The organism is Roseibium porphyridii (assembly GCF_026191725.2).
GTDB lineage: Bacteria > Pseudomonadota > Alphaproteobacteria > Rhizobiales > Stappiaceae > Roseibium > Roseibium porphyridii.
In genome coordinates, this window is sequence record NZ_CP120863.1 from 5839400 (window position 1) to 5862756 (window position 23357).

At 55.8% G+C, this 23357-nt stretch carries 25 protein-coding genes; 2 read left to right on the forward strand and 23 right to left on the reverse strand.

The window, feature by feature from the left end; genetic code table 11:
• Nucleotides 1–38 precede the first annotated feature (38 nt).
• The 22 genes from rimP to dnaK all read right to left on the reverse strand — a co-directional run bounded on the left by rimP (nt 39) and on the right by dnaK (nt 21060).
• Nucleotides 39–632 (reverse strand): ribosome maturation factor RimP, encoded by a 594-nt coding sequence (gene rimP, locus K1718_RS26960; protein ID WP_152504012.1) that lies wholly within the window; start codon nt 630–632, stop codon nt 39–41.
• Between the two features lie 282 nt (nt 633–914).
• Nucleotides 915–1601, reverse strand: a complete 687-nt coding sequence (gene trmB, locus K1718_RS26965; protein WP_152504013.1) for a tRNA (guanine(46)-N(7))-methyltransferase TrmB — start codon at nt 1599–1601, stop codon at nt 915–917.
• A 69-nt stretch (nt 1602–1670) separates the two neighbouring features.
• Nucleotides 1671–2843 (reverse strand): methionine adenosyltransferase, encoded by a 1173-nt coding sequence (gene metK, locus K1718_RS26970; protein ID WP_152504014.1) that lies wholly within the window; start codon nt 2841–2843, stop codon nt 1671–1673.
• 112 nt (nt 2844–2955) lie between these two features.
• Nucleotides 2956–3360 carry a helix-turn-helix domain-containing protein gene (locus K1718_RS26975; RefSeq protein WP_023014432.1) on the reverse strand — a complete coding sequence of 135 codons (405 nt, stop codon included), beginning with the start codon at nt 3358–3360 and terminating at the stop codon, nt 2956–2958.
• Between the two features lie 192 nt (nt 3361–3552).
• A complete protein-coding gene (gene lnt, locus K1718_RS26980) occupies nt 3553–5169 on the reverse strand; it encodes an apolipoprotein N-acyltransferase (RefSeq protein WP_173006208.1) in 1617 nt (538 codons plus the stop codon).
• Between the two features lie 94 nt (nt 5170–5263).
• Nucleotides 5264–6493 (reverse strand): CBS domain-containing protein, encoded by a 1230-nt coding sequence (locus K1718_RS26985; protein WP_265680209.1) that lies wholly within the window; start codon nt 6491–6493, stop codon nt 5264–5266.
• Nucleotides 6494–6529: 36 nt separating this feature from the next.
• On the reverse strand, nt 6530–7045 hold the full coding sequence (gene ybeY, locus K1718_RS26990; protein WP_265680208.1) for an rRNA maturation RNase YbeY: 516 nt from the start codon (nt 7043–7045) through the stop codon (nt 6530–6532).
• Nucleotides 7046–7060: 15 nt separating this feature from the next.
• The gene (locus K1718_RS26995) at nt 7061–8242 is read right to left on the reverse strand and encodes a PhoH family protein (protein WP_418068151.1); all 1182 of its coding nucleotides are present in this window, start codon (nt 8240–8242) and stop codon (nt 7061–7063) included.
• Nucleotides 8211–9686 carry a tRNA (N6-isopentenyl adenosine(37)-C2)-methylthiotransferase MiaB gene (gene miaB, locus K1718_RS27000; RefSeq protein WP_265680207.1) on the reverse strand — a complete coding sequence of 492 codons (1476 nt, stop codon included), beginning with the start codon at nt 9684–9686 and terminating at the stop codon, nt 8211–8213. Before miaB ends, K1718_RS26995 begins: the two co-directional genes overlap by 32 nt.
• Nucleotides 9687–9813: 127 nt before the next feature.
• Nucleotides 9814–10680, reverse strand: a complete 867-nt coding sequence (gene olsA / locus K1718_RS27005) for a lyso-ornithine lipid O-acyltransferase (RefSeq protein WP_265680206.1) — start codon at nt 10678–10680, stop codon at nt 9814–9816.
• Complete coding sequence (locus tag K1718_RS27010; protein WP_152504019.1) at nt 10673–11122, reverse strand: Fur family transcriptional regulator; 450 nt, start codon at nt 11120–11122, stop codon at nt 10673–10675. The genes olsA and K1718_RS27010 overlap by 8 nt, the downstream gene beginning before the upstream one ends.
• A 43-nt stretch (nt 11123–11165) precedes the next feature.
• On the reverse strand, nt 11166–11654 hold the full coding sequence (gene rimI, locus K1718_RS27015; RefSeq protein WP_152504020.1) for a ribosomal protein S18-alanine N-acetyltransferase: 489 nt from the start codon (nt 11652–11654) through the stop codon (nt 11166–11168).
• Nucleotides 11651–12328, reverse strand: coding sequence for a tRNA (adenosine(37)-N6)-threonylcarbamoyltransferase complex dimerization subunit type 1 TsaB (tsaB, locus tag K1718_RS27020; protein WP_265680205.1), 678 nt, complete (start codon nt 12326–12328; stop codon nt 11651–11653). The genes rimI and tsaB overlap by 4 nt, the downstream gene beginning before the upstream one ends.
• Before the next feature lie 175 nt (nt 12329–12503).
• The gene (locus K1718_RS27025) at nt 12504–13061 is read right to left on the reverse strand and encodes a NifU family protein (protein WP_152504022.1); all 558 of its coding nucleotides are present in this window, start codon (nt 13059–13061) and stop codon (nt 12504–12506) included.
• A gap of 210 nt (nt 13062–13271) precedes the next feature.
• A complete protein-coding gene (locus tag K1718_RS27030; protein WP_152504023.1) occupies nt 13272–13766 on the reverse strand; it encodes a universal stress protein in 495 nt (164 codons plus the stop codon).
• 81 nt (nt 13767–13847) lie between these two features.
• Nucleotides 13848–15152, reverse strand: coding sequence for an ATP-dependent protease ATPase subunit HslU (hslU, locus tag K1718_RS27035; RefSeq protein ID WP_152504024.1), 1305 nt, complete (start codon nt 15150–15152; stop codon nt 13848–13850).
• 3 nt (nt 15153–15155) lie between these two features.
• On the reverse strand, nt 15156–15674 hold the full coding sequence (locus K1718_RS27040) for a GNAT family N-acetyltransferase (protein ID WP_265680204.1): 519 nt from the start codon (nt 15672–15674) through the stop codon (nt 15156–15158).
• A gap of 6 nt (nt 15675–15680) precedes the next feature.
• Nucleotides 15681–16241, reverse strand: a complete 561-nt coding sequence (hslV, locus tag K1718_RS27045) for an ATP-dependent protease subunit HslV (RefSeq protein WP_152504026.1) — start codon at nt 16239–16241, stop codon at nt 15681–15683.
• A gap of 102 nt (nt 16242–16343) precedes the next feature.
• The gene (locus tag K1718_RS27050) at nt 16344–16919 is read right to left on the reverse strand and encodes an NADPH-dependent FMN reductase (protein ID WP_152504027.1); all 576 of its coding nucleotides are present in this window, start codon (nt 16917–16919) and stop codon (nt 16344–16346) included.
• A 96-nt stretch (nt 16920–17015) separates the two neighbouring features.
• Complete coding sequence (locus tag K1718_RS27055; RefSeq protein ID WP_265680203.1) at nt 17016–17678, reverse strand: class I SAM-dependent methyltransferase; 663 nt, start codon at nt 17676–17678, stop codon at nt 17016–17018.
• A 111-nt stretch (nt 17679–17789) separates the two neighbouring features.
• Nucleotides 17790–18917: a molecular chaperone DnaJ gene (dnaJ, locus tag K1718_RS27060; protein ID WP_265680202.1), complete on the reverse strand. Its 1128-nt coding sequence runs from the start codon at nt 18915–18917 to the stop codon at nt 17790–17792.
• Between the two features lie 220 nt (nt 18918–19137).
• Nucleotides 19138–21060, reverse strand: coding sequence for a molecular chaperone DnaK (dnaK, locus tag K1718_RS27065; protein WP_152504030.1), 1923 nt, complete (start codon nt 21058–21060; stop codon nt 19138–19140).
• A 303-nt stretch (nt 21061–21363) separates the two neighbouring features.
• Here dnaK and K1718_RS27070 point away from each other — a divergent pair, with 303 nt between their 5' ends.
• Nucleotides 21364–22182 (forward strand): glycine-rich domain-containing protein, encoded by an 819-nt coding sequence (locus K1718_RS27070; RefSeq protein WP_265680201.1) that lies wholly within the window; start codon nt 21364–21366, stop codon nt 22180–22182.
• Between the two features lie 21 nt (nt 22183–22203).
• Entirely contained in the window at nt 22204–22827 is a 624-nt protein-coding gene (locus K1718_RS27075; protein WP_265680200.1) for an alpha-ketoglutarate-dependent dioxygenase AlkB family protein, read from the forward strand.
• Nucleotides 22828–22848: 21 nt separating this feature from the next.
• Here K1718_RS27075 and K1718_RS27080 read toward each other — a convergent pair whose 3' ends face one another.
• Nucleotides 22849–23289: an MAPEG family protein gene (locus tag K1718_RS27080; RefSeq protein WP_152504033.1), complete on the reverse strand. Its 441-nt coding sequence runs from the start codon at nt 23287–23289 to the stop codon at nt 22849–22851.
• Between the last annotated feature and the right edge of the window lie 68 nt (nt 23290–23357).

Consider the following 23357-nt stretch of genomic DNA (forward strand, 5'->3'; position numbering starts at 1 on the left):
TATCCGGCGCGTTTGTCTTTGGCCTCTGAGCATTCGGCTCAGCTGGGCGTGTTGTCCTGTGCCAGCTCTTCAGTCTGGTTCCGGGCGGCCAATGCCGCCTTTTCCGCTTGCAGAGCAGCTGTAATCAAATCGTCGGTGAGCACCAGTTTCGCTTCGCCAATATCTTCAAGCGGCAGATCAACGGTATCCTTTTCGCCATCGGCCGCATCGGGCAAACGGATCTGAGCCGCGCCGTCCTGCGCGCCCAAGAGCAGTCCGCGGAACCGCTTGCGGCCTTCCTGCATGACTGTCATTTCGATTTTGAGTTCGTGTCCCGCCCAACGGTTGAAGTCTTCCGCCCGCACCAGGGGTCGGTCGATGCCCGGAGAGGAAACTTCAAGGTGATAGGCCCGGTTGATTGGATCCTCAACATCAAGCGCCGGCGAAACAGCGCGGCTGATGGTTTCGCAATCTTCGACCGTCATGGTGCCGTCTGGGCGCTCTGCCATGATCTGCAATGTGCAGCCATTGGCGGCGCTGATCTTGGTGCGCACCAGACGATAGCCGAGGTCTTCAATGACCGGCTCAACAATTGCGGCAACACGAGCATCCAGGCCCTGTTCCGTTACAATTCTCGGTTCGTGTGTGCTCACACTTGGCTCCTTAAGAAGCAGTTGCCTGCTTTTGAGCATCAGATGCACCTGATCGTCGATTTACATAGGGCAATCCTGCTCGAATTCGTTGGTTTCCGGCGCTAGTTAAGCAAAAAAGAGCGGGTCCCCGGCGGGCCCACTCTCAAAGTGCTCAGATAAGCCGTTCGAGGTGAAACACCGGCTGTATAACGCCAAAGCCATTGTAAACGCAAGAGGCCCGACCAAATTCATCAAAGAAGTTGGAGCGACAAAGACTTTTGCGCTTTCAATGCAGTGAATGCGTCAGATCCTGCGAAAGGTCAGATACCTTCCGACACGGCCTTCGCGAATGGCCTTGTCCTCATAGCGTGTACCTGGCCAACCTTGCCAGGGTTGCTTCCAGTCGCTTGACGTTGCAGCCGTCCATTCAAACTTCGGATGGTCACGGCAATGCCGCAGCGTCCAGTCGATATAGGTATCGATGTCGCTGGCAAACCGGAATTCTGCACCCCGCTTGAGAGCGCGGGCGTAGCGGTTCAGGTTCTGCTCATTGATGAAACGGCGTTTCCAGTGACGCACCTTCGGCCATGGATCGGGATAAAGCTGGTAAGCAAGATCCAGCGAAGCGGGTGGCAACCAGTCGAGCACATTGACGGCGTCGTCATCATAGAGCTTCACATTTTTCAGCTTCTCGTCGACCACGGCAGCAACCGCCTTGGCCATACTGCCGACAAACGGCTCAATGCCTATGAAGCCTGTTTGCGGCTCCGTGCGTGCGCGATGAAGCAAATGCTCTCCACCACCAAATCCAACCTCGAGACAAATCCTGTCGATGTCGGCTTCGAAGAGGCTTTTGAGATCCTCGGGCGCCGGACCGGTCAAATCAACAGTCAGTCGTGGCAGTTCCCGGGCCATGAGGTCTTCACGACGCGGGCTGAGTGGCTTGCCTTTGCGCCGACCGAAAAAGGAGCCTTCGTAGCGTTCAGTCATTCTGTTAAAACGCAGATCGCCGGCAGTTCACCGGCGACCTCCTTCTTTGCCTTGTCAGCTGGTCTGCGCTTATCCCGCGAGCGGGCGAAGCTGATCAACCAGATCTGTCTTTTCCCAAGTAAAGCCACCGTCAGCGTCCGGCTCGCGGCCAAAATGGCCATAAGCTGCGGTCCGCTCGTAAATCGGATTGTTGAGCTTCAGGTGCTCCCGAATGCCGCGCGGGCTCAAACCCATCACATCACGAAGCGCTGCTTCCAGTTTCGCCTCATCGCAATTGCCCGTGCCGTGAAGATCGACATAGACCGACAGCGGATCGGAAACGCCGATCGCATAGGACAGCTGAATGGTGCAGCGATCTGCAAGATCAGCAGCGATGACGTTCTTGGCCAGGTAGCGCGCGGCATAGGCGGCGGAACGGTCAACCTTGGTTGGGTCCTTGCCGGAGAAAGCACCGCCACCATGTGGTGCAGCACCGCCATACGTGTCGACGATAATCTTGCGGCCTGTCAAACCGGCGTCACCGTCCGGACCGCCGATTACAAAAGCGCCAGTCGGGTTCACGTGCCAAACCGTTTCGCCCGAAATCCATCCATCCGGCAACGCCTGACGAATGTAAGGTTCAACAATCGCTTTCACATCTTCCGACGTCAGAGCCGGGTCGAGATGCTGCGTCGACAGAACGATTGATGTTGCAGCAACAGGTTTGCCGTTTTCGTAGCGAACGGTGACCTGGCTTTTCGCGTCTGGTCCAAGTGCCGGCTCTTTGCCGGACTTGCGCGCGTCGGCAAGCAGCTGAAGGATCCTGTGCGAATAAAGGATTGGTGCAGGCATCAGCTCGGCAGTTTCACGGCAGGCATAACCGAACATGATGCCCTGGTCGCCGGCGCCCTCATCCTTGTTGCCGCCAGCATCCACACCTTGTGCGATATGAGCGGACTGAGCATGCAGGTGCACTGCGATGTCGCAGTTTTCCCAATGGAAGCCATCTTGCTCATAGCCGATGTCTTTAACCGCCATGCGGGCAAGATGCGCCAGATAGTCGCCGGTAATGCTTGCCGGGCCACGGGTCTCACCTGCGATCACGATCCGGTTCGTCGTGGCAAGCGTTTCACAGGCAACGCGTGCTTCCGGCATTTCTCTGAGGTAGGCATCGACGACGGCATCGGAGATGCGGTCGCATACTTTGTCCGGATGCCCTTCGGACACGGATTCAGATGTAAACAGGTAATTCTGACGTGCCATTGGCGATCGTCCTTCTGGGAATGAATATGACTGAAGCGGCGAATGACATCGCCGCTTCGAGTGCATCAATCTTAGAAGTTTTTCGCCACGTCAAGCTCGCGGTCGAATTTTGTTAGTCGTCACCGGCCAGTGAACGGACCAGATCGACAATTCGACGACGCACTTTTGGGTCTTCAATCCTTACGAAGGCTTTGTTCAAAGACAGGCCTTCCGAGGACGACAGAAAGTCGACGACATAGGAAGTTGGCTGTGTTTCGCCAAAGCCTTCGGCCTCTTCAGGTGTTCCGGGAGCATCTTCGAAGAAGAAGGACACCGGCACTTTCAAAACTGTCGCAATATGCTGCAACCGGCTTGCACCAATCCGGTTGGTACCTTTTTCGTATTTCTGAATCTGCTGGAAGGTGATGCCGAGGCTCTCACCCAGTTTTTCCTGACTCATACCCAGCATCATCCGCCTGAGTCGAACTCGGCTTCCTACGTGAATATCAATCGGATTTGGAGACTTCTTACTGGGCATATGCGTCACTCTTTCTTCTTCTCGCGGTGAATGTCCGCTCGTTTTCGTTTGCAACAGCTCCTCTCAAGTCCTCCCACAAGGTCCCAGAGGATCGAAGTTTGCCCGCAACTTTACACTGGTGCATGAAGCAGCCTTCAATCGGCTATTTCACGGTTGTATCACACTTCCTTCACTCAACTCAAACAATTTTTATCAATCTATACGCGAGTCGCGGTTGTATTGTGAGATACCCGCAAATACTACCAATGCGATTGAAATAATCAGCACGGGCAAGTCGCCAAATACCCCATAGAGAGTTTTGCCTAACCTCTGCGGAAGCTGCCCGTCTATCACTCCCTTTTCGAAGATATCAAGCTTGCGAATGACTTCACCCTTGCCGTCAACAATGGCGGAAATCCCAGTGTTTGCGGCTCTAATCATCGGAAGCCCCGTTTCGATCGCCCGAAACCTTGCCTGAGCAAAATGTTGATAAGGCCCAGGAGTGTGACCAAACCAGGCATCATTGGTTACATTCAAGAGAAAATCGGGGCCGTCTTCAGCCCCTGAAACACTTCCCGGAAAGATTGCTTCATAGCAAATCAGAGGTAGAAACCTGGAACCCTGAGAAACACTGAGCGGTCGGCGTTGATAACCCGGGCTGAACCCTCCCGGAAGTCCGGCAAGATTGGTAATGCCAAGACTTTCCAGAAAGGATCTGAAGGGAACGAACTCACCAAAGGGAACGAGCCTGACCTTATCGTAGATGCCCTTCACAGCCCCGTCCCCGTCGACGACATAAACGCTGTTGAAGTATTCTGTTCCCCGTGGTCCGGCCTCGGCGCGGACGGCGCCCAAAACAAGCTCGGTGTTGTCCGTGAGCACTTGCGCGATCCGGAACATTGCGCCCGGTTCCTGCGTCAGCAAAAAGGGTACCGCCGATTCCGGCCATATCACGACGCGCTCCTGCCCAACGCGCGCATCGCCGCCGAGCGGTGCAGCAGTCATATCAAGAAATGTCCGGAAAATGAGATCTCTGAATTCGGGCTGCCATTTGTCCTGCTGGTCAATAGACGGCTGCACGACGCGCACATCCAGGTCGGAGGCCTTGGTCTCAATCGTCTGAAGCCTGTATGTTCCGTAGCCGGCCATAACAAACAGCATTGTCGCCGCAAGACCGACAACCGACATCCGTTGTCGCAACGGTTTGGTATCTGCAAGGACTGCTGGGGCGGAAAAGATGGCGACAATCAAAAACGTCAAACCATAAATTCCAATCACGCTCGCTGTCTGAGACAGTGTCAAAGACCCGGAAAATCCATATCCGAATGCATTCCAGGGGAACCCGGTCAGAACATGGCCCCGCAACCAATCTGCCAACGTCAGACACGCAGCAAGAAGCAGAATGCGCCGGAACCGGTCGCTCCAGAACAGCGCAGAAAGAGCTGTTCCGATACCGGTGAAGAGCGCCAGACCGATCGGCATCGCCAGAACCGCAAAGGGCATCAGCCAGGCGAAACGCTCGGCTTCGACCAAAAACGCTGCCCCAATCCACCAAAGACTAGCGAGAAAATAGCCGAAGCCGAAGAGCCAGCCCAAACCAAACCCGGTTCGGAAGCGCCTCAGGGACCCACCGGGAACCGTCTCCAAGGCACCATCCAGAAGCCAGACCAGGCATGGGAATGTAACCAGCAGGACAATCGGCAGATTGTATGGAGGCAGCGCGAGAGCTGAAAGGGCTCCACAGGCAATGCACAACAGCCATCGCTGCCACCCCCACGCCAAAAGAAAATAATTGGGCAGGGCGGACAGCCGTTGAGACAACCAATGCATCAGAAACCTATTCCCCTTTGAAGTGCATTGGAGCTTTGTCGGCTCCAGGCAGGAGGGTCAAGGGTTTATTGCCTGATATCGAAGCACTGACGCATCAACCGCTCGTGCCGGAGACGGATTTGCGTGCTGGTTCTTTCGCCGAATCTCGTTCAGAAGCGCTTTGGGTTGCCTCGCCCTGGGCTTGTTCCGAAGTCGCCTGGTCGCTCCGTTTATTGCGCCGCCGAAGCTCCTGAGGCCGAATTTCGGTCCGGCGGCGACGGATCTTCAAACGCTTGATCCTCCTGGGATCGGCGTCCATCACTTCGAATTCAAAACCCGGGACCTCTTTGGGCACAAACAGCAATTCGCCACGTACAGGAACCCGTCCTATCGAGACATAAAGCAGGCCGCCCAGGGTATCGACATCCTCAGAGATTTCACCGCCGGTCAGCCGCGTACCGAGAGCTTCATCCAGTTCTTTCAGTGGTAGGCGCGGGTCAGCGGTCCAAACGCCTTCCCCCTCGAGAGCGAGCATGGATTCTTCGTCCTCATCATGCTCATCTTCAATGTCACCGACCACTTCTTCGACGAGGTCCTCCAATGAAACCAGCCCGTCCGTGCCACCATACTCATCAATGACCAACGCCATCTGGATCCGTCCGGCTTGCATTTTCGCCATCAGGTCCGTTGCCGGCATGGAGGGTGGGACAAACAGGAGGTCCCGCAACAGATCCGTTTCCTTCAGCGAAACCGACAGATCGACACTGGACAGGTCGAGATCCGGCCTGTTGTGACCATTTCGGGCACTGCCATTGAGGCTGTCAGGTTGTGTCTCGGTTGCATCCTCACCGTTTTCCACAGTAGTTGCAGGGCGGTTTTGCGCACCGCGCTCCGCGATAAAGGACATGACATCCTTTATGTGGATCATGCCACGCGGATCATCGAGCGTATCTTCGTAGACTGGCATGCGGGAGTGGCCACTTGTCTGAAACAATTCCATGACACGACTGAGGCTGGTATCGAAATCAACTGCGTCGATATCCGCACGCGGGATCATGGCGTCCTCGACCCGCAATTCTCTCAGGCGAAGAATGTTTCCCAGAAGCAGACGTTCTTCCGGCGAAAAGGCTGCATCATCGCCGCCCTCGCGCGCGAGTTCGTCTTCAAGGTTTTCGCGCAGGCTCGAAGAGTGTCGCCCCAAGCGCAACACGCGTTTGAGCTTATCCAGAAAGGCCGCAGATCGCTGCGGCTTCATCTCTTGCGGGTCTTCCCCTTCCGGGGACTGTCCTGAGGAAGCGGCCTTGGGCTCGCTTGCAGGACTTTCAGGTTCACTTACGTCCATCATCCATCAATACAAGAACGCCACATGACATGATGCCATTTAACTGCCTTCCGCCACAAGTGGCCTGTCAGCGTAAGGGTCATCAATGCCTATAGTGGCCAATATGGTTTTCTCAAGGCTCTCCATCAGTTCAGCCTCATCATTTTCCTGATGATCATAATCGAAAAGATGCAGCAAACCGTGAACTGTCAAATGGGAAAGGTGATCGTCAAATTCAATTCCCAGTTCTTCTGCTTCGCGCGTTATGGTTTCAAAAGCAAATACAAGATCGCCCAAAAGCGGTCCATAAACATCATCTTGCGGATCACTGCCAGGAAATGACAGCACATTTGTCGGCTTGTCCTTTTCTCGCCATTCCATGTTCAATTTGCGGATCGCATCATCGTCAGTGAATAAAAGCGACACCTCAGATCCGCGCTGAACCTCAAGGTCCGTCGCCGCAAATGCAGCTGCGACCGCTCGCGTGACAATCTTTTCCAAGCGAGTTTCATCTGACCAACCAACCGCCTCGATCGACAGATCGATTTGAAACCCTTCCGGCAAGCTACCCGACATTCTTTGCCCCGGCTCTCAGGACGCTGCGGCTTCACGCGGTCTTGGCGGAGCTCCATCCTGACCATTGTCGCGGTTGCGTTCGTTGAACCGGCGCTCACGTGCCACAGATTCTTCTCGGGAGGCGTTGTCATAGGCGGTGACGATGCGTCCGACCAACTCATGGCGAACAACATCGGTCTCGTTGAAACGAATATGCGCAACCGCCTCGATGTCTGTCAAAAGGCCCAGAGCCTCACGCAGACCTGATTTCTGACCTGCAGGCAAATCGATCTGACTTGGATCACCTGTCACGATCATCTTGGAACCTTCCCCCAGTCGGGTCAGGAACATCTTCATCTGCATCGACGTGGTGTTCTGCGCTTCATCAAGCAATACCACGGCATTCGACAACGTGCGGCCGCGCATGAAAGCGAGCGGTGCAACTTCGATCATACCGGACTGCAGCCCGCGATCCACTTTTTCGGCAGGCATCATCTCGTAAAGCGCATCATAGATCGGCCGCAGATAAGGATCGACCTTGTCCTTCATTTCGCCAGGCAAAAAGCCTAGACGCTCGCCAGCCTCAACGGCGGGGCGGGAAAGGATCAGTCGAGCAACGTCGCCACGTTCCAGGAGGGCAGCCGCATATGCGACAGCCAGAAACGTCTTGCCTGTCCCGGCGGGACCTGTTCCGAAAATCAAATCCGCCCGATCCATGGCGCGAATATAGGCGTCCTGGGTTGGCGTTCGAGCAACAATTGTTTTCCGGCGCGTCGCGATCTGCGCAAAGGCCAGGCGCGACTTCGGCTCCAAGGTTGGCAATGGCAATTGTGCTTCGGCAGCCGCCGCCATACGCAGGGCGCCGTCCACGTCACCCGGATGAAGTTCCTGACCCTGCAACAATCTTTGATACATCGCCTCAAGCGCGGTGCGTGCCTGTGCGCATCCGGCACGCGACCCTTTCAGCGTCACCTGATTGCCGCGTGCAATGGCGTCAATTCCGAGCCGCTGCTCGATCAGCGCAAGGTTCTGGTCAAACTGACCGAACAGGTCTCCGATCAGCCGGTTGTCTTCAAAAGCAAGGACAATGTGGGTCATATCGGAGGCCGAGGCGGCGGAAGAAGATTGATCCGTGGACTTGCGGGAAGAAGATTGGCTGTCGCGCGTCAAATGACGTCTCCTGTTCTCAACCGGCTTTCGCCTGGATGGCGCCGGCATCGTCTCGTTCATCTTGCCCGGCATTCAGCCGTCCGAACAGCGAATTAGATCCGATCTCTACGATTTCCACCGCTTGTACACTGCCAATCAGGCTTTCCGGTGCGTCCAGCTGAACTGGCTGCAGCCAGGGAGACTTGCCAACAAGCTGCCCCGGATTTCGACCTTTCTTTTCCAAAAGGACATCGCAGGTCATACCAAGCCGGGAAGCGTTAAAGGCTTTTTGCTGCTCGCTCACAAGTGCCTGCAATTGGGCAAGACGCTCGGACTTGAGATCTTCCGGCACCTGCTCGTCCATCGTCGCTCCGGGCGTGCCAGGGCGCTGACTGTATTTGAATGAAAACGCAGAGCCGTATTCGACGCGCCGGATCAGATCCATCGTGTCCTCAAAATCCTGGTCCGTCTCACCTGGAAACCCGACTATAAAGTCACCGGACAGCGCAATATCGGGTGTCGCTTCCCGAATCCTGTCGATCAGGCGGAAATAGTCGTCGCGTGTGTGCCGCCGGTTCATCGATTTCAGGATCTTGTCAGAGCCGGACTGCACCGGCAGATGCAAATAAGGCATCAAGGTCTTCAGGTCCCGGTGTGCATCAATCAGGTCGTCATCCATGTCACGCGGGTGGCTCGTGGTGTAACGCAACCGGTCAAGGCCGTCGATTTCCGACAAGCGGCGCAGCAACTTTCCCAGGCCCCAGGTGGTTCCGTCCTGTGCTTCGCCGTGAAAAGCATTTACGTTCTGCCCGAGCAAGGTCACTTCACGAACCCCGGCTGACGCCATGCGTTCGGCTTCTGTGACAATTTGCGCAACAGACCGGGACACTTCTGCGCCGCGCGTATAGGGCACAACACAGAAAGTGCAGAATTTGTCACACCCTTCCTGCACTGTCAGGAAGGCAGAAGGCGGTCGTTTCAGAACCGGTTTTTCCGCATTTGCCGACAGATGATTGAACTTTGCGTCGATGTCGAACTCGGTCTCGACGACTTTCGATCCCTGCCGGGCTTTCGACAGCAGTTCAGGAAGCTGATGGTAGCTTTGCGGCCCGACAACCAGATCAACGATCGGTGCGCGCCTGGAAATTTCTTCGCCTTCGGCCTGCGCCACGCAGCCCGCGACACCGACCATCATTTCCTTACCTGACTTAGACCTTGCTTCCTTTACCTTGCGGATCCGGCCGAGCTCGGAATAGACCTTCTCTGCGGCCTTCTCACGAATATGACAGGTGTTCAGGATGACGAGGTCGGCATCTTCCATATCATCGGTCGCCTGAAACCCTTCCGGTGCCAGCACGTCTGTCATGCGCTCACTGTCATAGACATTCATCTGACAGCCGTAGGTGCGAACGAAAACCTTGCGGGTGTTGGTCAACTCTTCGGGCGCTACATTTTCTGACGCGGGTACGGCAGATGTGGTCGTTTCAGCTTCTAGGTCCGGGCGGCTGGTCATTCGTTCCTCGTGGCCATCTTTTCGAGGCCGTCATGTCATGAGTGCCGGTGCCTTTGGCGGGGGAACTTCATTCCCGCTCGCTTAAATCAGTCTCGCCTTTTCTTTCAAAACGAGGTGCACCAGAAATTCAGGCGCCAGCTTTACCGGTTTTTTCTGCATTTGAGAAGAACTCGAAAGCCTCGAGATCATCTGTTTGTTCACTTTCGAGCGGCTTTTGAAGCAAGGAGGCAATCGTCATTGCCCTCACATCCCGCTCAAGCTTTCGGGTCAACGCTTTCCGGTCAGTGTCCTTGTCGACCAGAACGGGGTCTCCCCAGCGAACGATCACGTCCAGCGCACCACGCGAAAAAATACCCCATAGGTGACCAGGCAGCTCCATATCGCCATACCAGGCAACGTGAGGCCGATGTGCCCGGCCCATCGGAAGGCCATAAAAACCCTGATAGGCCACCGAAAGTGGCTGAACCCAAACCCTGGACGTTTCGTCAGACCCGACAGCCCTGGTGGCCGCACCAAGCAGCGCTGACCGGAAAGGCAACACACAGTTACCGTCGTTGGACGTGCCTTCGGCAAAGAGCACCATGGCATCGCCTTGCGCCATCCGATCCGCAATCTCATCGGCGACCTGAGCCGTCTCGGAGCGTCGCGTTCTGTTGACGAAAACCGTGCGTTGCAACTTGGCCAGAAGTCCGAAGACCGGCCAGCCAGACACTTCAGACTTCGCAATGAAGGAGAGCGGCATCAGCGATCCGAGTACAGCGATATCCACCCAGGACACATGGTTGGCCGCGATCAGCAAGGGCCGGTCGATTGAAGGCTCACCAATCTGTTTGATCTTGATGCCTGCCAGCCGGGTTGCAATGCGATGCCAGATTTCGGGCAGTTTCCTTTGAACTGGCAGCCGGAATTTGATGGCAATCCACTGCAATGGGATGAGGACCAACGAGACGACCGTCAAAAGAAAAATGATGATGCCTGCCTTGATCTCAGCCATCGCCCTTGTCGTCCTTGGAAGCGCTCAGCGGAACCCCATAGAGTTCCAACCTGTGGTCTACCAGCTTGTAGCCGAGCTTCTTTGCAATGAATTCCTGCAGGGCCTCGATTTCTTCGTTCCGGAACTCGATGACCTGCCCGGAGCGTAAATCGATCAGGTGGTCATGATGTTCATCCGGAACTGTTTCATAGCGTGATCGGCCATCGCGGAAATCATGCCGCTCGATCATGCCGGCATCTTCGAACAGCTTTACGGTGCGATAGACGGTAGAGATGGAAATACCCGGATCGATTGCGACGGACCTGCGATAGAGCTCTTCCACGTCCGGGTGTTCTTCAGAGGCTTCCTGGATGACCATTGCAATGACACGCCGCTGTTCCGTCATGCGCATGCCCTTGGCTATGCACAACTCTGCGAGCGTAGGTTGCCGGTCGTCCGTCATCAAAAGCCGCCTAAGGTCCAATTGCAGTTTCGTGCTACAGCGCTTAGCGAAGATCGATGCGCATGACAAGCGCCGTACCGTCGCCGCCGCTTTCACTGTAGTAGCCCTTGCGCTTGCCGACCTCTTTGAAACCGAGCCCGCGATAGAGAAGCAGGGCGGCTTCATTCGCGGCATCCACTTCCAGAAACAGATGACTGCACCGCTCGGCGTAAAGCCGGAACAAGGAGGCTTCCATGAGCTTTTTTCCAACGCCGCGGCCGCGTTGTCTGGGCTGTACCGCAATTGTGATGACTTCCGCTTCGTCGGCAACTGTGCGCAGAACAACAAATCCAAGCGGCGCCCGTGTTCCATAAGGGCTGGCTCTGCGCGCAACCAATATCGTCACACCATCTTGCGCTTTCATCCGCCCGAATTCGTCGGCGTGCCAGTTGTGTGCGAAAGATGCGGCGTGAATCTCGGCAATCTTGGGCAGATCCTCGTCCAGCGCCTCTTCAACGACCGGCGGCTGGGTCCAGAACCACCAAAAACTCATTGCCGCTCAATCCTTCCCCTGGTTTGCGGTTTTGCGTCCGGGGGCCGCAAATACAGCGGCGAAGGAGACGAAACAACGGGATCCGCAGTCAACCCGAGCTCAGCAACATCCCGGATACCCGGAAATCCACTCACGGACAAGACACGCTCACGAGGCAATCCCAATCCATCGGCGATTTTGTCAGCTGCCGAGCCCGCCAACCTTACTTGGTCAGGCAAGTCACCTGCAAGATCCTGCAAGGAGCGCACGGCGGCCTGACCTGCAGGAAATCCGTCTGCGTCAAACTCCTGACAATAGACTTCGTCACCCTTTCCGGTCAGTGCGACCAGGATCGGCGCCCCGCCATCTTGAGGTGCCGCTGCCCGCGCAATCGCGGCCAGGGTCGTGATCCCGACAACGGGTTTTCCAAGCACAAGCCCAAAACCACGAGCAACGGAAAGTCCAACGCGAAGACCTGTAAAACTGCCGGGACCAACAGTCACCACGACCCGGTCCAGGTCTGCAAATGCAGTCGATGTCTCGGCCATGACCTCACCAATCATGTCCATCAATGCTTCTGCGTGGCCACGGCCGATTTCTTCCATACATGCCTCAAAGCATGCGGTTTCAGCGCCGTCATCAAGGACAGCGGCCGCGCAATTTGCAAGGGCAGTGTCTATCGCTAGAACGCGCATACCGGATCAACCATAAGTCTCGCTGCTTATGCCACTACCCCGTGACCTGAGATATGTCGAGCCAAGCTTTGGGCCTAAGTCCAATGGGGGGCTTGCGTTCCACAAAGAAAGCGAGTCGGAAATAAAAACGGCCCGGCGATAAGGCCGGGCCGTTGAAATCGAAAGAGAATTTCGTTCAGATCGGTCGAACTTCCTCAACCTCGGGAACAAAGTGGCGCAGTAGATTTTGGATACCGTGCTGCAATGTTGCCGTTGAAGAAGGGCAGCCGGCGCACGCGCCGCGCATGGAAAGATAGACAATTCCTTCCTTGAAACCCTTGAAGGTGATGTCTCCACCATCCTGGGCAACGGCCGGACGAACGCGCGTTTCAAGGAGTTCCTTGATCGTTTTCACTGTGTCCGTGTCACCTTCTTCGAAGAATTCACCTTCTTCGGTGTCTTCTGCCTGGCCGGCCGTCATGACCGGTTGGCCCGACATGAATTGTTCCATGATGACACCAAGGATCGCCGGCTTCATGTGCTGCCAGTCGGTTTGGTCCTTTGTCACCGTGACGAAGTCGTGACCGAAGAAGACAGCCACAACTCCGGGGACATCAAAAAGTTTTTCCGCCAGAGGCGAAGCGCCCGCATCTGCCCTTGAGCGGAAGTCATATGTGCCCTCTGGCAAAACGACCTTGCCCGGCAAGAATTTCAACGTGGCCGGATTGGGGGTAGCTTCCGTTTGAATGAACATGATCGTCGTCCTTGCGTTTCTGAAACGCGCCCGAATTAAACGGGTGTCCTGCGCCTCTCCATATCGCAAAACACCGATGAGTTCTTTTAGACCATCTCGTAGCAGTTTGGAACCGTTAAAAACTAGATAGGTGCTCGAACGCCGCGGTCAAGCAGACGTCCTGAGGGAGCTGCTGTTTCCAGGCGTAAAATCTGCCAAGCGCTCTAAGCCTCAAGCCAGGGCAGAAATGGAATCGTCGTCCAGGTTCCCCGGCACTATGGTAACCGGAATGGGAAACGTTCCCGCTGACTTTCCTGCAATCGATGACACAAGCGGGCCCGGACCTTCCGACCCTGTGCTGGCAGCCAAAACCAGGATCGCGATATCGGCGTCGGCTTCAATCAGCTCCAAGATTTCTTCAGCCTTTGCCCCTTCCCGAACAACGGTTTCAGGTTCGGTACGTGCGACTGACCGAACGCGCCCAGCGGCTTTGGCAAGGGTGGCTTCCGCTTCTTCCTGAGCTTCCGCGCGCATAATGTCTTCCACGCCAAGCCAGTGCTGAAAATCACCCGGTGCAATGATGTAGACCAGAGTGACCACGCCCCCAGTGCGTGCCGCACGTTTGGCTGCATAAACGATTGCCCGATCACTTTCGGGCGTTTCGTCGACCACGACCAGAAATTTCCGGCGGTGGCCTTCCTCGTTGCTTTTGCGAATAGCTACCATGCGCGCATGCTGCCATTGCTCTGCGCGCATCGCAAGCGGCGAAATCGCCGCTTGCCTGAACCGGCTTTTCTTCCAACCGGCTTAGAGAATGAACTTCGACAGATCCACGTTCTTGGCGAGATCACCTATGTTTTCATTCACAAACTCGGCGGAGATCTCAACTTCCTCGCCCGATTTGTCGGGAGCCGTGAAGGAGATTTCGTCCAGGATCCGTTCCATTACAGTCTGCAATCGACGCGCGCCGATGTTTTCAACCGAGGCATTCAGATCTACAGCGACTGACGCGATTTCCTCGATTGCGTCTTCGGTGAAGGAAAGCTTGACGTTTTCCGTTTCCATCAGCGCAACATACTGTTTGATAAGGCTTGCCTCAGGTTCTGTCAGAATCGCCCGGAAATCTTCCTTGTTGAGTGCACGCAATTCCACCCGGATCGGCAGACGCCCCTGCAGTTCGGGCAGGAGGTCCGAGGGTTTGGCCACATGGAACGCGCCTGATGCGATGAACAGAATATGGTCGGTCTTAACGGGGCCGTGTTTGGTAGACACCACAGTGCCTTCAATCAACGGCAACAGGTCTCGCTGAACGCCTTCGCGAGACACGTCGCCACCCGCCCTGCCTTCGCGCGCACAAATCTTGTCGATCTCGTCAAGGAAGACGATACCGGAATTCTCAACCAGCGAGATCGCCTCTTCGACCACTTTGTCTTCATCGAGGAGCTTGTCAGACTCCTCGTTGATCAGAAGATCGTAAGATTCACGAACCGTGGTCCGCTTCTTCTTGGTCTGGCCACCAAAGGCCTTGCCCAGAAGGTCCGACACATTCATGACGCCAACGCTTGCGCCGGGCATGCCCGGAAGATCGAAACTAGGCATCTGTGCCTGTGCACGGACCTCGACTTCGATTTCCTTGTCGTCCATATCGCCGTTGCGCAGTTTTGTGCGGAAACTGTCGCGCGTTGCCGGGCTTGCATTGGCTCCGACGAGTGCGTCCAGCACCCGCTCTTCGGCAAGTACGTGGGCTTTCGCCTTCACTGACTCCCGCTTTTGATCGCGTATCAGCGTGATACCGGCCTCAACCAGATCGCGGACAATCTGCTCGACATCCCGGCCGACATAGCCAACTTCGGTGAATTTTGTCGCCTCCACCTTGGTGAATGGCGCATTGGCAAGTTTTGCCAGCCGGCGGGAGATTTCGGTCTTGCCAACACCGGTCGGCCCGATCATGAGGATGTTCTTTGGCAGAACCTCCTCGCGCATCTGACCTTCAAGTTGCTGACGGCGCCAGCGATTGCGCAGCGCAATCGCCACTGCCCGCTTTGCGTCCTTTTGGCCGACAATATATCGGTCGAGTTCTGAAACAATCTCTCGTGGAGAAAAATCGGTCATCGTTTACGACACACCTTCTTCATTATTGTGTTCCATGAGCAAGCAATCGTCGGTGCGGCCAAGAAGATCCTCGATCTCCCGAAACCCAGCCTTTCGGTAGGCGTTGACGGCCCTCAGATTTGCAGGGTCCGGATCAATGATGATCCGGTCGTACCCTTCCCGGCGCAGCTTCTCAACAAATGCACTCAAAACTCGGGTTCCTATGCCCTTTGACAGATCCGCCGCACTGGCGATTGACAAGTCCACGCCAACCGCTTCGTCAGGCAGCAACTCCAGCCAGGGATAGTCTTCAACCCATTCGGTATTCTTCTGATCCTTGATAAACCAGACCTGGATATAACCCGTCTCTATGCCGTCGATCTGGAAAAAATAGGGACGCGTTGTGTCCTGGCCAGTCAGCATTTCCCTGACGTATCCCAGCTCTTCAGTCGGATCGCCCCACCATTCCCGCCAATGCGGCCTTACCATCCAGTCCGACAGCAGGGGCAAATCTTCCATTGTCACCGGGCGAAACGAAATCATCGAAAATCACTCGACGGTGTCCAGAGATTCCACGGTTACACTGGCATTTGTGTAGACGCAGATTTCAGCCGCCACCGCCATTGCCTTGCGGGCAATGGTTTCTGCGTCGAAATCCGTATCTGCCAGTGCACGACCGGCAGCCAGTGCGTAGTTGCCTCCGGAGCCGATGCCCATGACACCGCCTTCAGGCTCAAGAACGTCACCGGTTCCGGTCAGCACCAGCGACACATTTTTGTCGGCAACCAGCATCATCGCCTCAAGCCGGCGCAGGTAACGGTCGGTCCGCCAATCCTTGGCCAGCTCGACGCAAGCCCGCATGAGCTGCCCCGGATATTGCTCCAGCTTTGCTTCCAGGCGTTCAAACAATGTGAATGCGTCGGCTGTTGCACCTGCAAAACCGGCAATCACTTCACCCTTTGCAAGCGGCCGCACCTTGCGGGCGGTGTGCTTGATCACGGTCTGGCCAAGAGACACCTGTCCGTCGCCAGCTATGACAACCTTGCCGCCCTTGCGTACCATCATGATCGTCGTACCGTGCCATTGAGCAGGTTCGCGCGTTTCACTCATCAAGTCCTCATAAGTCTCTTTTGTCTGCCGCCCTATGTAGGCGGCTAACACGGCATTTCCAAGCAATCATTGGGACAAGCAACAAAGGCACGGGTTTCAACCTCAGTGCGACATCTCGATCCTTGTTGCTCTCAAGAGGGCATCCACCAACCGGTCGAGCTGACCGCTGATCCGGTCATCGGTGAGATCTCCCTTCTCGTCAAAAGCACCTGATGCACGGGGAATGGAGACCATCTGAGGCAACACCATTGCACCCAGTCCGACCTCAAGGATCGTGCGCATGCCGATCAGGCCACGCATGCCGCCGAACCCGCCCGGTGAAGCTGCTCCGAGTGCAAAGACCTTGTTCTTATAGGCTTCACCCGGCTCCTTGACGCGGCTTATCCAGTCCAGAGTGTTTTTCAAAAGCGGTGTGATGCCGGCATTGTATTCGGGGCACGACAGAAAAATACCGTCCTGACCATGAAACAAACGTTTGAGTTTAATGGCATTTTCGGGCACGCCGTCGCTTTCTTCCAGGTCACCGTCATAGACCGGCAAGGGATACTCCTTCAGCGACAAATGCGTGACTTCTGCGTCCAGAATGGCCAACTTCTTTGCCACCAGCGCCACGAGCTTGCCGTTCAGCGAAGCGCTCCGGGAAGAGCCGGAACATACGAGGATCTTTGGATTGCGCATCTAATATCTCCAGTTCACAGTCGACCATAAGACAACACCGCCAAAGGTGTTTGCCCGAATACGGTAACTAGAGCGTTGTGCACGAATTTTGGAGGCTTAGTGGCCTTTGCGGTAAACCCAGACCCGCGCTGGCGGCAGGTTTTTCCAAACCCAGTCCGAACTGAACACCGAAACGGCATGACTGTCCGGCTTGACGGGTGCTACGAGCCCATAGGAAAACTGAATAAAGGGCGCCCCAGGCTTGAGCATGTCGAGTGCATCTGCCAACAGAGCCTTTCGAACTGGCTCTGGCCTCGTCAGCAGCGGCAAGGATGAAACAATGCCGTCAAGCTTGCCCGACCTGTTGGAGCGGTCAGCGAAAAATCCGCCTTCACTTTCAAGGCTTTCACGCAAGGCATAGGCATCCCCTTGCAAGACAGTCAGACCTGGATATCTGAGGCTCAGGATCTCACAGAATTCAGGGCTGTATTCAACAAGGTTGAGATGATGGTTGGCAAACCCACGATCGATCAGCGCTTTGGTCACCGCGCCCGTACCAGGTCCAAGCTCGACGACGCGGCAATGAGGACGCGGTGTCAGGAATGAGGCCATCTTTGCAGCAAGATCGGGACCTGAGGGTGTAACAGCTCCAGTCCTCAACGGGTTCTGCGCCCAGGATCGTATGAACTTCATTTCGTCGAGCACTTTTGCCCGGACGGCATTGGCCTTGACGATCTTCTCCCGAAGGCGTTCCCCGCGAATCCCGCTACGCTTCAACATCTTACCTCACTTCCACCCAGAAAATGAATATAGGGGGACTTGTCAGAAGATGCTACGGCTGGGCGCACAAATTGCACAAACTCACGGATAATCTACAAGCGCCCCCGCCTATCAGGCACCGAGATTGTCTATGAAATCCTTCACCTTGGAGAAGAAACCAGCAGATTCAGGATGGTTCTCACCGGAGGATTCTTTCTCAAATTCCGCCAGAAGTTCCCTTTGCCTGCGTGTCAGGTTCGTCGGTGTCTCGACAGTTACCTGAATATACATGTCACCGTGTTGGCTGGTGCGCATGATCGGCATGCCCTTGCCGCGCAAGCGGAACTGCTTTCCTGTCTGCGTACCTTCCGGCACTTTTACCCGACTGGTCGCGCCAGAAACGGTCGGCACATCGAATTGTCCGCCAAGCGTCGCCGTGCTCATGGAAATGGGTACCCGGCAATAGAGGTCCGCGCCATCGCGCTGAAACAATTCGTGGGGGCGGATCGACAGGAAGATGTAAAGATCCCCTGCAGGACCACCGCGCACACCGGCTTCCCCCTCTCCGGCAAGCCGAATTCGGGTTCCGTCTTCGATGCCGGCGGGAATATTGACTGACAGCGTACGGTCCTGGGTCTTTCGTCCCGACCCGTTGCAGCCTTCGCAAGGATCGGTGATGACCTGTCCGCGCCCCTGACAGGTCGGGCAGGTACGCTCAAGGGTGAAAAAGCCCTGTGCCGCACGCACGCGTCCGGCCCCACCACAAGTGCGGCAGGTAGTCGGGCTGGTGCCCGGTTTTGCTCCGGAACCAGAACAGTCATCACAAGTGATGCTGGTCGGAACTTCGATCTCAACCGTCTTGCCGGAAAATGCGTCTTCCAGCGTAATGTCAAGATTGTAGCGCAGATCGGCGCCGCGCTCACGGCCACCGGACCGACGCCCGCCACCCATGCCGAAAAATTCTTCGAAGATGTCGGACATGGTGGAGGAAAAATCTTGCGCACCCGCGCCGCCGCCGCCACCGAATCCGCCATTTTCGAACGCTGCATGCCCGAAGCGATCGTAGGCGGCCCGTTTCTGCCCGTCTTTCAAGGTGTCATAGGCTTCGTTGACTTCCTTGAACATGGCTTCGGCTTCGCCGTCGCCCGGATTGCGGTCCGGGTGATATTGCATTGCCATTTTGCGGTAAGCGCTTTTCAGCGCTTTTTCATCCGCATCGCGTGAAACGCCCAGCACCTCGTAGAAATCACGTTTTGACATCAAGATCTCTCGGTCTTGTTGTTGCACCGTCGGCAGCCTGGACGGGTCCGGCGCCAGGAACGAGAGGGGCTCGTTATATGTTCAATTGATCCAGACAAAGCCCCACCCGCTTCTATTACGGCGAAAGCGCCGGGCTCATGTGCCCTTGTGATCAGGCAAGCAAGCGTCCGGCGCCAGACTTGAACAGCCAGCCGGGACACGGCTGGCTGTCGTTTTTCAGTTATGCAGACTTTTTGTCGTCTTCGTCTTTGACTTCCTCGAAGTCCGCATCGACAACATCGTCTTCCGCCTTGGCTTCGGCTTCTTCGCCGCCTTCGCCACCGGCTTCCGCATCGGCCTGTGCCGCCTGATACATGGCTTCGCCAAGTTTCATGGATGCTTCGGCCAGCGCCTGGGTTTTGGCCTTGATGTCTTCAAGGTCTTCACCCTCCAGCGAGGATTTTAGCTCTTCAAGTGCGGATTCGATTGCAGCCTTGTCGTCTTCGGAGACCTTGTCTCCGTAGTCTTTCAGCGACTTGTCAGTGGAATGAACCAGCGACTCGCCCTGGTTCCTGGCTTCAACCAGTTCCTTCCGCTTCTTGTCCTCATCCGCATGGGACTCAGCATCCTTGATCATCTGATCGATGTCATTGTCGCTAAGACCGCCAGAAGCCTGGATGCGGATCTGCTGTTCCTTGCCGGTACCTTTGTCCTTTGCCGAAACATTGACAATACCGTTGGCATCGATGTCGAAGGTGACTTCGATCTGCGGCACGCCACGCGGCGCCGGAGGAAGACCAACCAGGTCGAACTGACCGAGGACCTTGTTGTCCGCAGCCATTTCACGCTCGCCCTGGAAGACACGGATGGTCACAGCCGTCTGATTGTCTTCGGCCGTGGAGAACACCTGGCTCTTCTTGGTCGGGATCGTCGTGTTGCGGTCAATCAGGCGTGTGAAGACACCACCGAGCGTCTCGATACCGAGCGACAGCGGAGTAACGTCCAGAAGGAGTACGTCCTTGACGTCACCCTGCAGGACACCGGCCTGAATCGCAGCACCCATAGCAACGACTTCGTCCGGATTAACACCCTTGTGCGATTCCTTGCCGAAGAAGGTGTTCACGGTTTCCTGGATCTTCGGCATGCGGGTCATGCCGCCGACGAGAACGACTTCGTCAATTTCACCAGCTGCCAGGCCTGCGTCTTTCAGAGCGGCCTTCATCGGGTTGATGGTGCGTTTGACCAGATCATCGACCAAAGACTCAAACTTGGCGCGAGTAAGCTTCAACGTCAGGTGCTTTGGACCGGATGCATCCGCCGTGATGAACGGCAGGTTGATTTCGGTCTGCGAAGAGGACGACAACTCGATCTTGGCTTTTTCCGCGGCTTCTTTCAGACGCTGCAGGGCCAGTTTGTCGTTCTTCAGATCAATGCCCTGATCTTTCTTGAACTCAGCTGCGAGATAGTCGACCAGAACCATGTCGAAGTCTTCACCGCCCAGGAACGTATCGCCGTTCGTGGATTTCACTTCAAAGACGCCGTCGCCGATTTCCAGGATGGACACGTCGAACGTGCCGCCACCAAGGTCGTAAACAGCGATGGTTTTGCCGTCATTCTTGTCCAGGCCATAGGCCAGCGCAGCTGCGGTCGGCTCGTTGATGATACGCAGAACTTCCAGACCGGCAATCTTGCCGGCATCTTTGGTTGCCTGACGCTGTGCATCGTTGAAGTACGCCGGAACGGTAATAACCGCCTGGGTCACAGTCTCGCCGAGGTAGCTCTCAGCCGTTTCCTTCATTTTCTGAAGGATGAAGGCGGAAACCTGGGACGGGGAGTATTTTTCGCCGTTTGCCTCAACCCATGCGTCGCCGTTGTCGGCCTTGACGATATCGAAGGGAACCAGTTTCTGGTCCTTGGCGACAGTCGGGTCGTCGAACCGGCGCCCGATCAGGCGCTTGACCGCAAACAGCGTGTTCGTCGGATTGGTGACTGCCTGGCGTTTCGCCGGCTGACCGACAAGGCGTTCGCCATCGTCGGAAAATGCCACCATAGACGGCGTGGTGCGTGCACCTTCTGCGTTTTCAATTACTTTGGGATCTTTACCGTCCATGACGGCGACGCACGAGTTCGTCGTGCCGAGGTCGATACCAATGACCTTTGCCATATCTGCCTCTCTTTCTAGCAAACCAGACAGACCCTAGAAGGCGTCGGTCCGGCTCCTCTCACTTGTAATCCGGGGCCAGCCCGGAGATCGCGCCGGAGCACATGCTCAGGATTTGGCGCGAAGCTTGACCGCTATATAGGTGGATGAAACTTTGCCTGCAAGACATCTGTTTGCTGGCAATCGCCAGTCATCACCGATATTTCTTGCCTGATCGTTACCAAGATCGGATTTCGGATTGTCGTAAAAGTCAATTTTACAGAAAATCACCATGCAGATGTGGCATTGCTCCAGGGGAATACATCCATGAAAGACGCCAATTTGTGGAACCGCATTGCGGCTTGCCATCCAGATGCCGTCGAGGCCGATTTTCCTTTTTCAAAACGACTGGCACGGGACAATGGCTGGTCCCATGGGTTCGCGTTGCGCGTTATCACCGAATATCAGCGCTTTGCTTATCTCAGCAGGCTGGGTTCAGGGATGGTCACGCCAAGCGACGAGGTCGACCAGGCATGGCATCTGCATTTGACTTATACAAAGCATTATTGGGGCCCCTTTAAGGATGCACTTGGAGGCCCATTGCACCATATGCCGACCAAGGGCGGTGCAGATCAGAATGCGCTGTTTAACGACGCCTACGCCAAAACGCTGGCATATTACCGAAGCGAATTCGGAGAACCGCCTGCTGACATTTGGCCTCCAGCCTCCGTCAGGTTCGGGAAAGCACCGCATTTCCAACGCCTAAATACACAAGATCACTGGATAATCGCCAAACCGAAATGGTCCAATAAGCTTCAGACCGTCTACGAGACCGTAAAAGCACTGCCTGGCGCCGTGCTTGGCGCAGGCGCCGCGCTCATCGCATTCCTGCTGGGAAGCAGCCTGGCCTTCGCTCATGGCTCTCCAGCTGGCGACACGCTGCTGGAACGGGTTCGAAACATGTTCTGGCATTGGGCTACGGAACATACGATCGTTTTCGTTTTGTGTGTTGCCTTGGTTGGGTTTGTTCTCCTGGCGCTTTTCAAAAAGGCAACTGGTGGCAAGTCGTCGGGCTGCGGTTCAGGATGTACTGCAGGCGGCTCCAGTGGTTGCAGTTCTTCCGGTTGCGGCGGGTGCGGCGACTGATACGAGCTCTTGAGCAAAAAAATGCAAAATACCTCTCTTGGCGGGCCGGACGGCCTTAAGTATTTGCCTGGGTACTTTGACCGCGCCGCTCAGGAATCGCTTCTGAGAGAGGTGCGATCATGCGTTGCCGAGGCACCGCTTTTCCAACCGGTGATGCCACGAACCGGGAAAGCCTTTTCCGTAAAGATGAGCAACTGCGGCCCGCTTGGCTGGGTCTCCGACATCAACGGATACCGCTATCAGCAAGCGCATCCAGATACCGGAGCACCATGGCCCGGCATTCCTCTCGCCTTGCAAGAGCTCTGGCGGGAGATCGCTCCAACCGCCCAGCCACCACAGGCCTGCCTGATCAACTATTATGAACAGAGTGCCCGAATGGGTCTGCATCAGGACCGGGACGAGCAAACATTCGATGCCCCTGTCATTTCGGTCTCACTTGGCGATGCAGCAACCTTCCGGGTTGGCGGTTTGTCCCGCAAGGACCCGACGAGATCCTTTCGCCTTCAGTCCGGCGATGTTGTTGTGCTGGGTGGAGAAGCCCGGCTCGCCTTTCACGGGATCGACCGGATATTGAGCGGAACATCAAGCCTTTTGAAGAACGGTGGCCGCATCAATCTGACCCTTCGGCGCGTCACCGCCATCTAAGCAGACCGCCGGCGGCCAACGTTAAAACAAGGCGATCAACGCCGCTACGACGATCACGATATTTGCCAGCAGGCAGACCACGAATGCAATCGTACGTGGCCCTCCGGCAACCCTGCCTACACCAGCATAGTAGACGCCCCAGAACAAAAGCCGCGCAGCCAGATAAACACCTGCAGCCACATTCACCAACAACGGTGACACGCCGGCTACGATTGCAATCAGGACGGCAGCCAGAAAGGCTGGAAAGCTCTCGGCAGAGTTCTGATAGGTTCGAACCGCGCGAAAGCTCAGTTTCGTATGGTCGAATTGCAGCGGCATGCCGGGAACCTGCTCCTCTTTGGCAAAGGCAAGCGGAGCGGTCAGGAAGTTCTGGATCAAGACGATCAAGGACAGTGCGGCGACTATTGTCAAACCGGGCCTATAGGCATTGAGGTACGGGGCAACTTCAAAGAGATTTTCCATTTTTCGATCCGAGTTCTTTCAACAGGATTTGCCTTTCTTGCTCGCAATCAATTTATGTTAAAGAACAT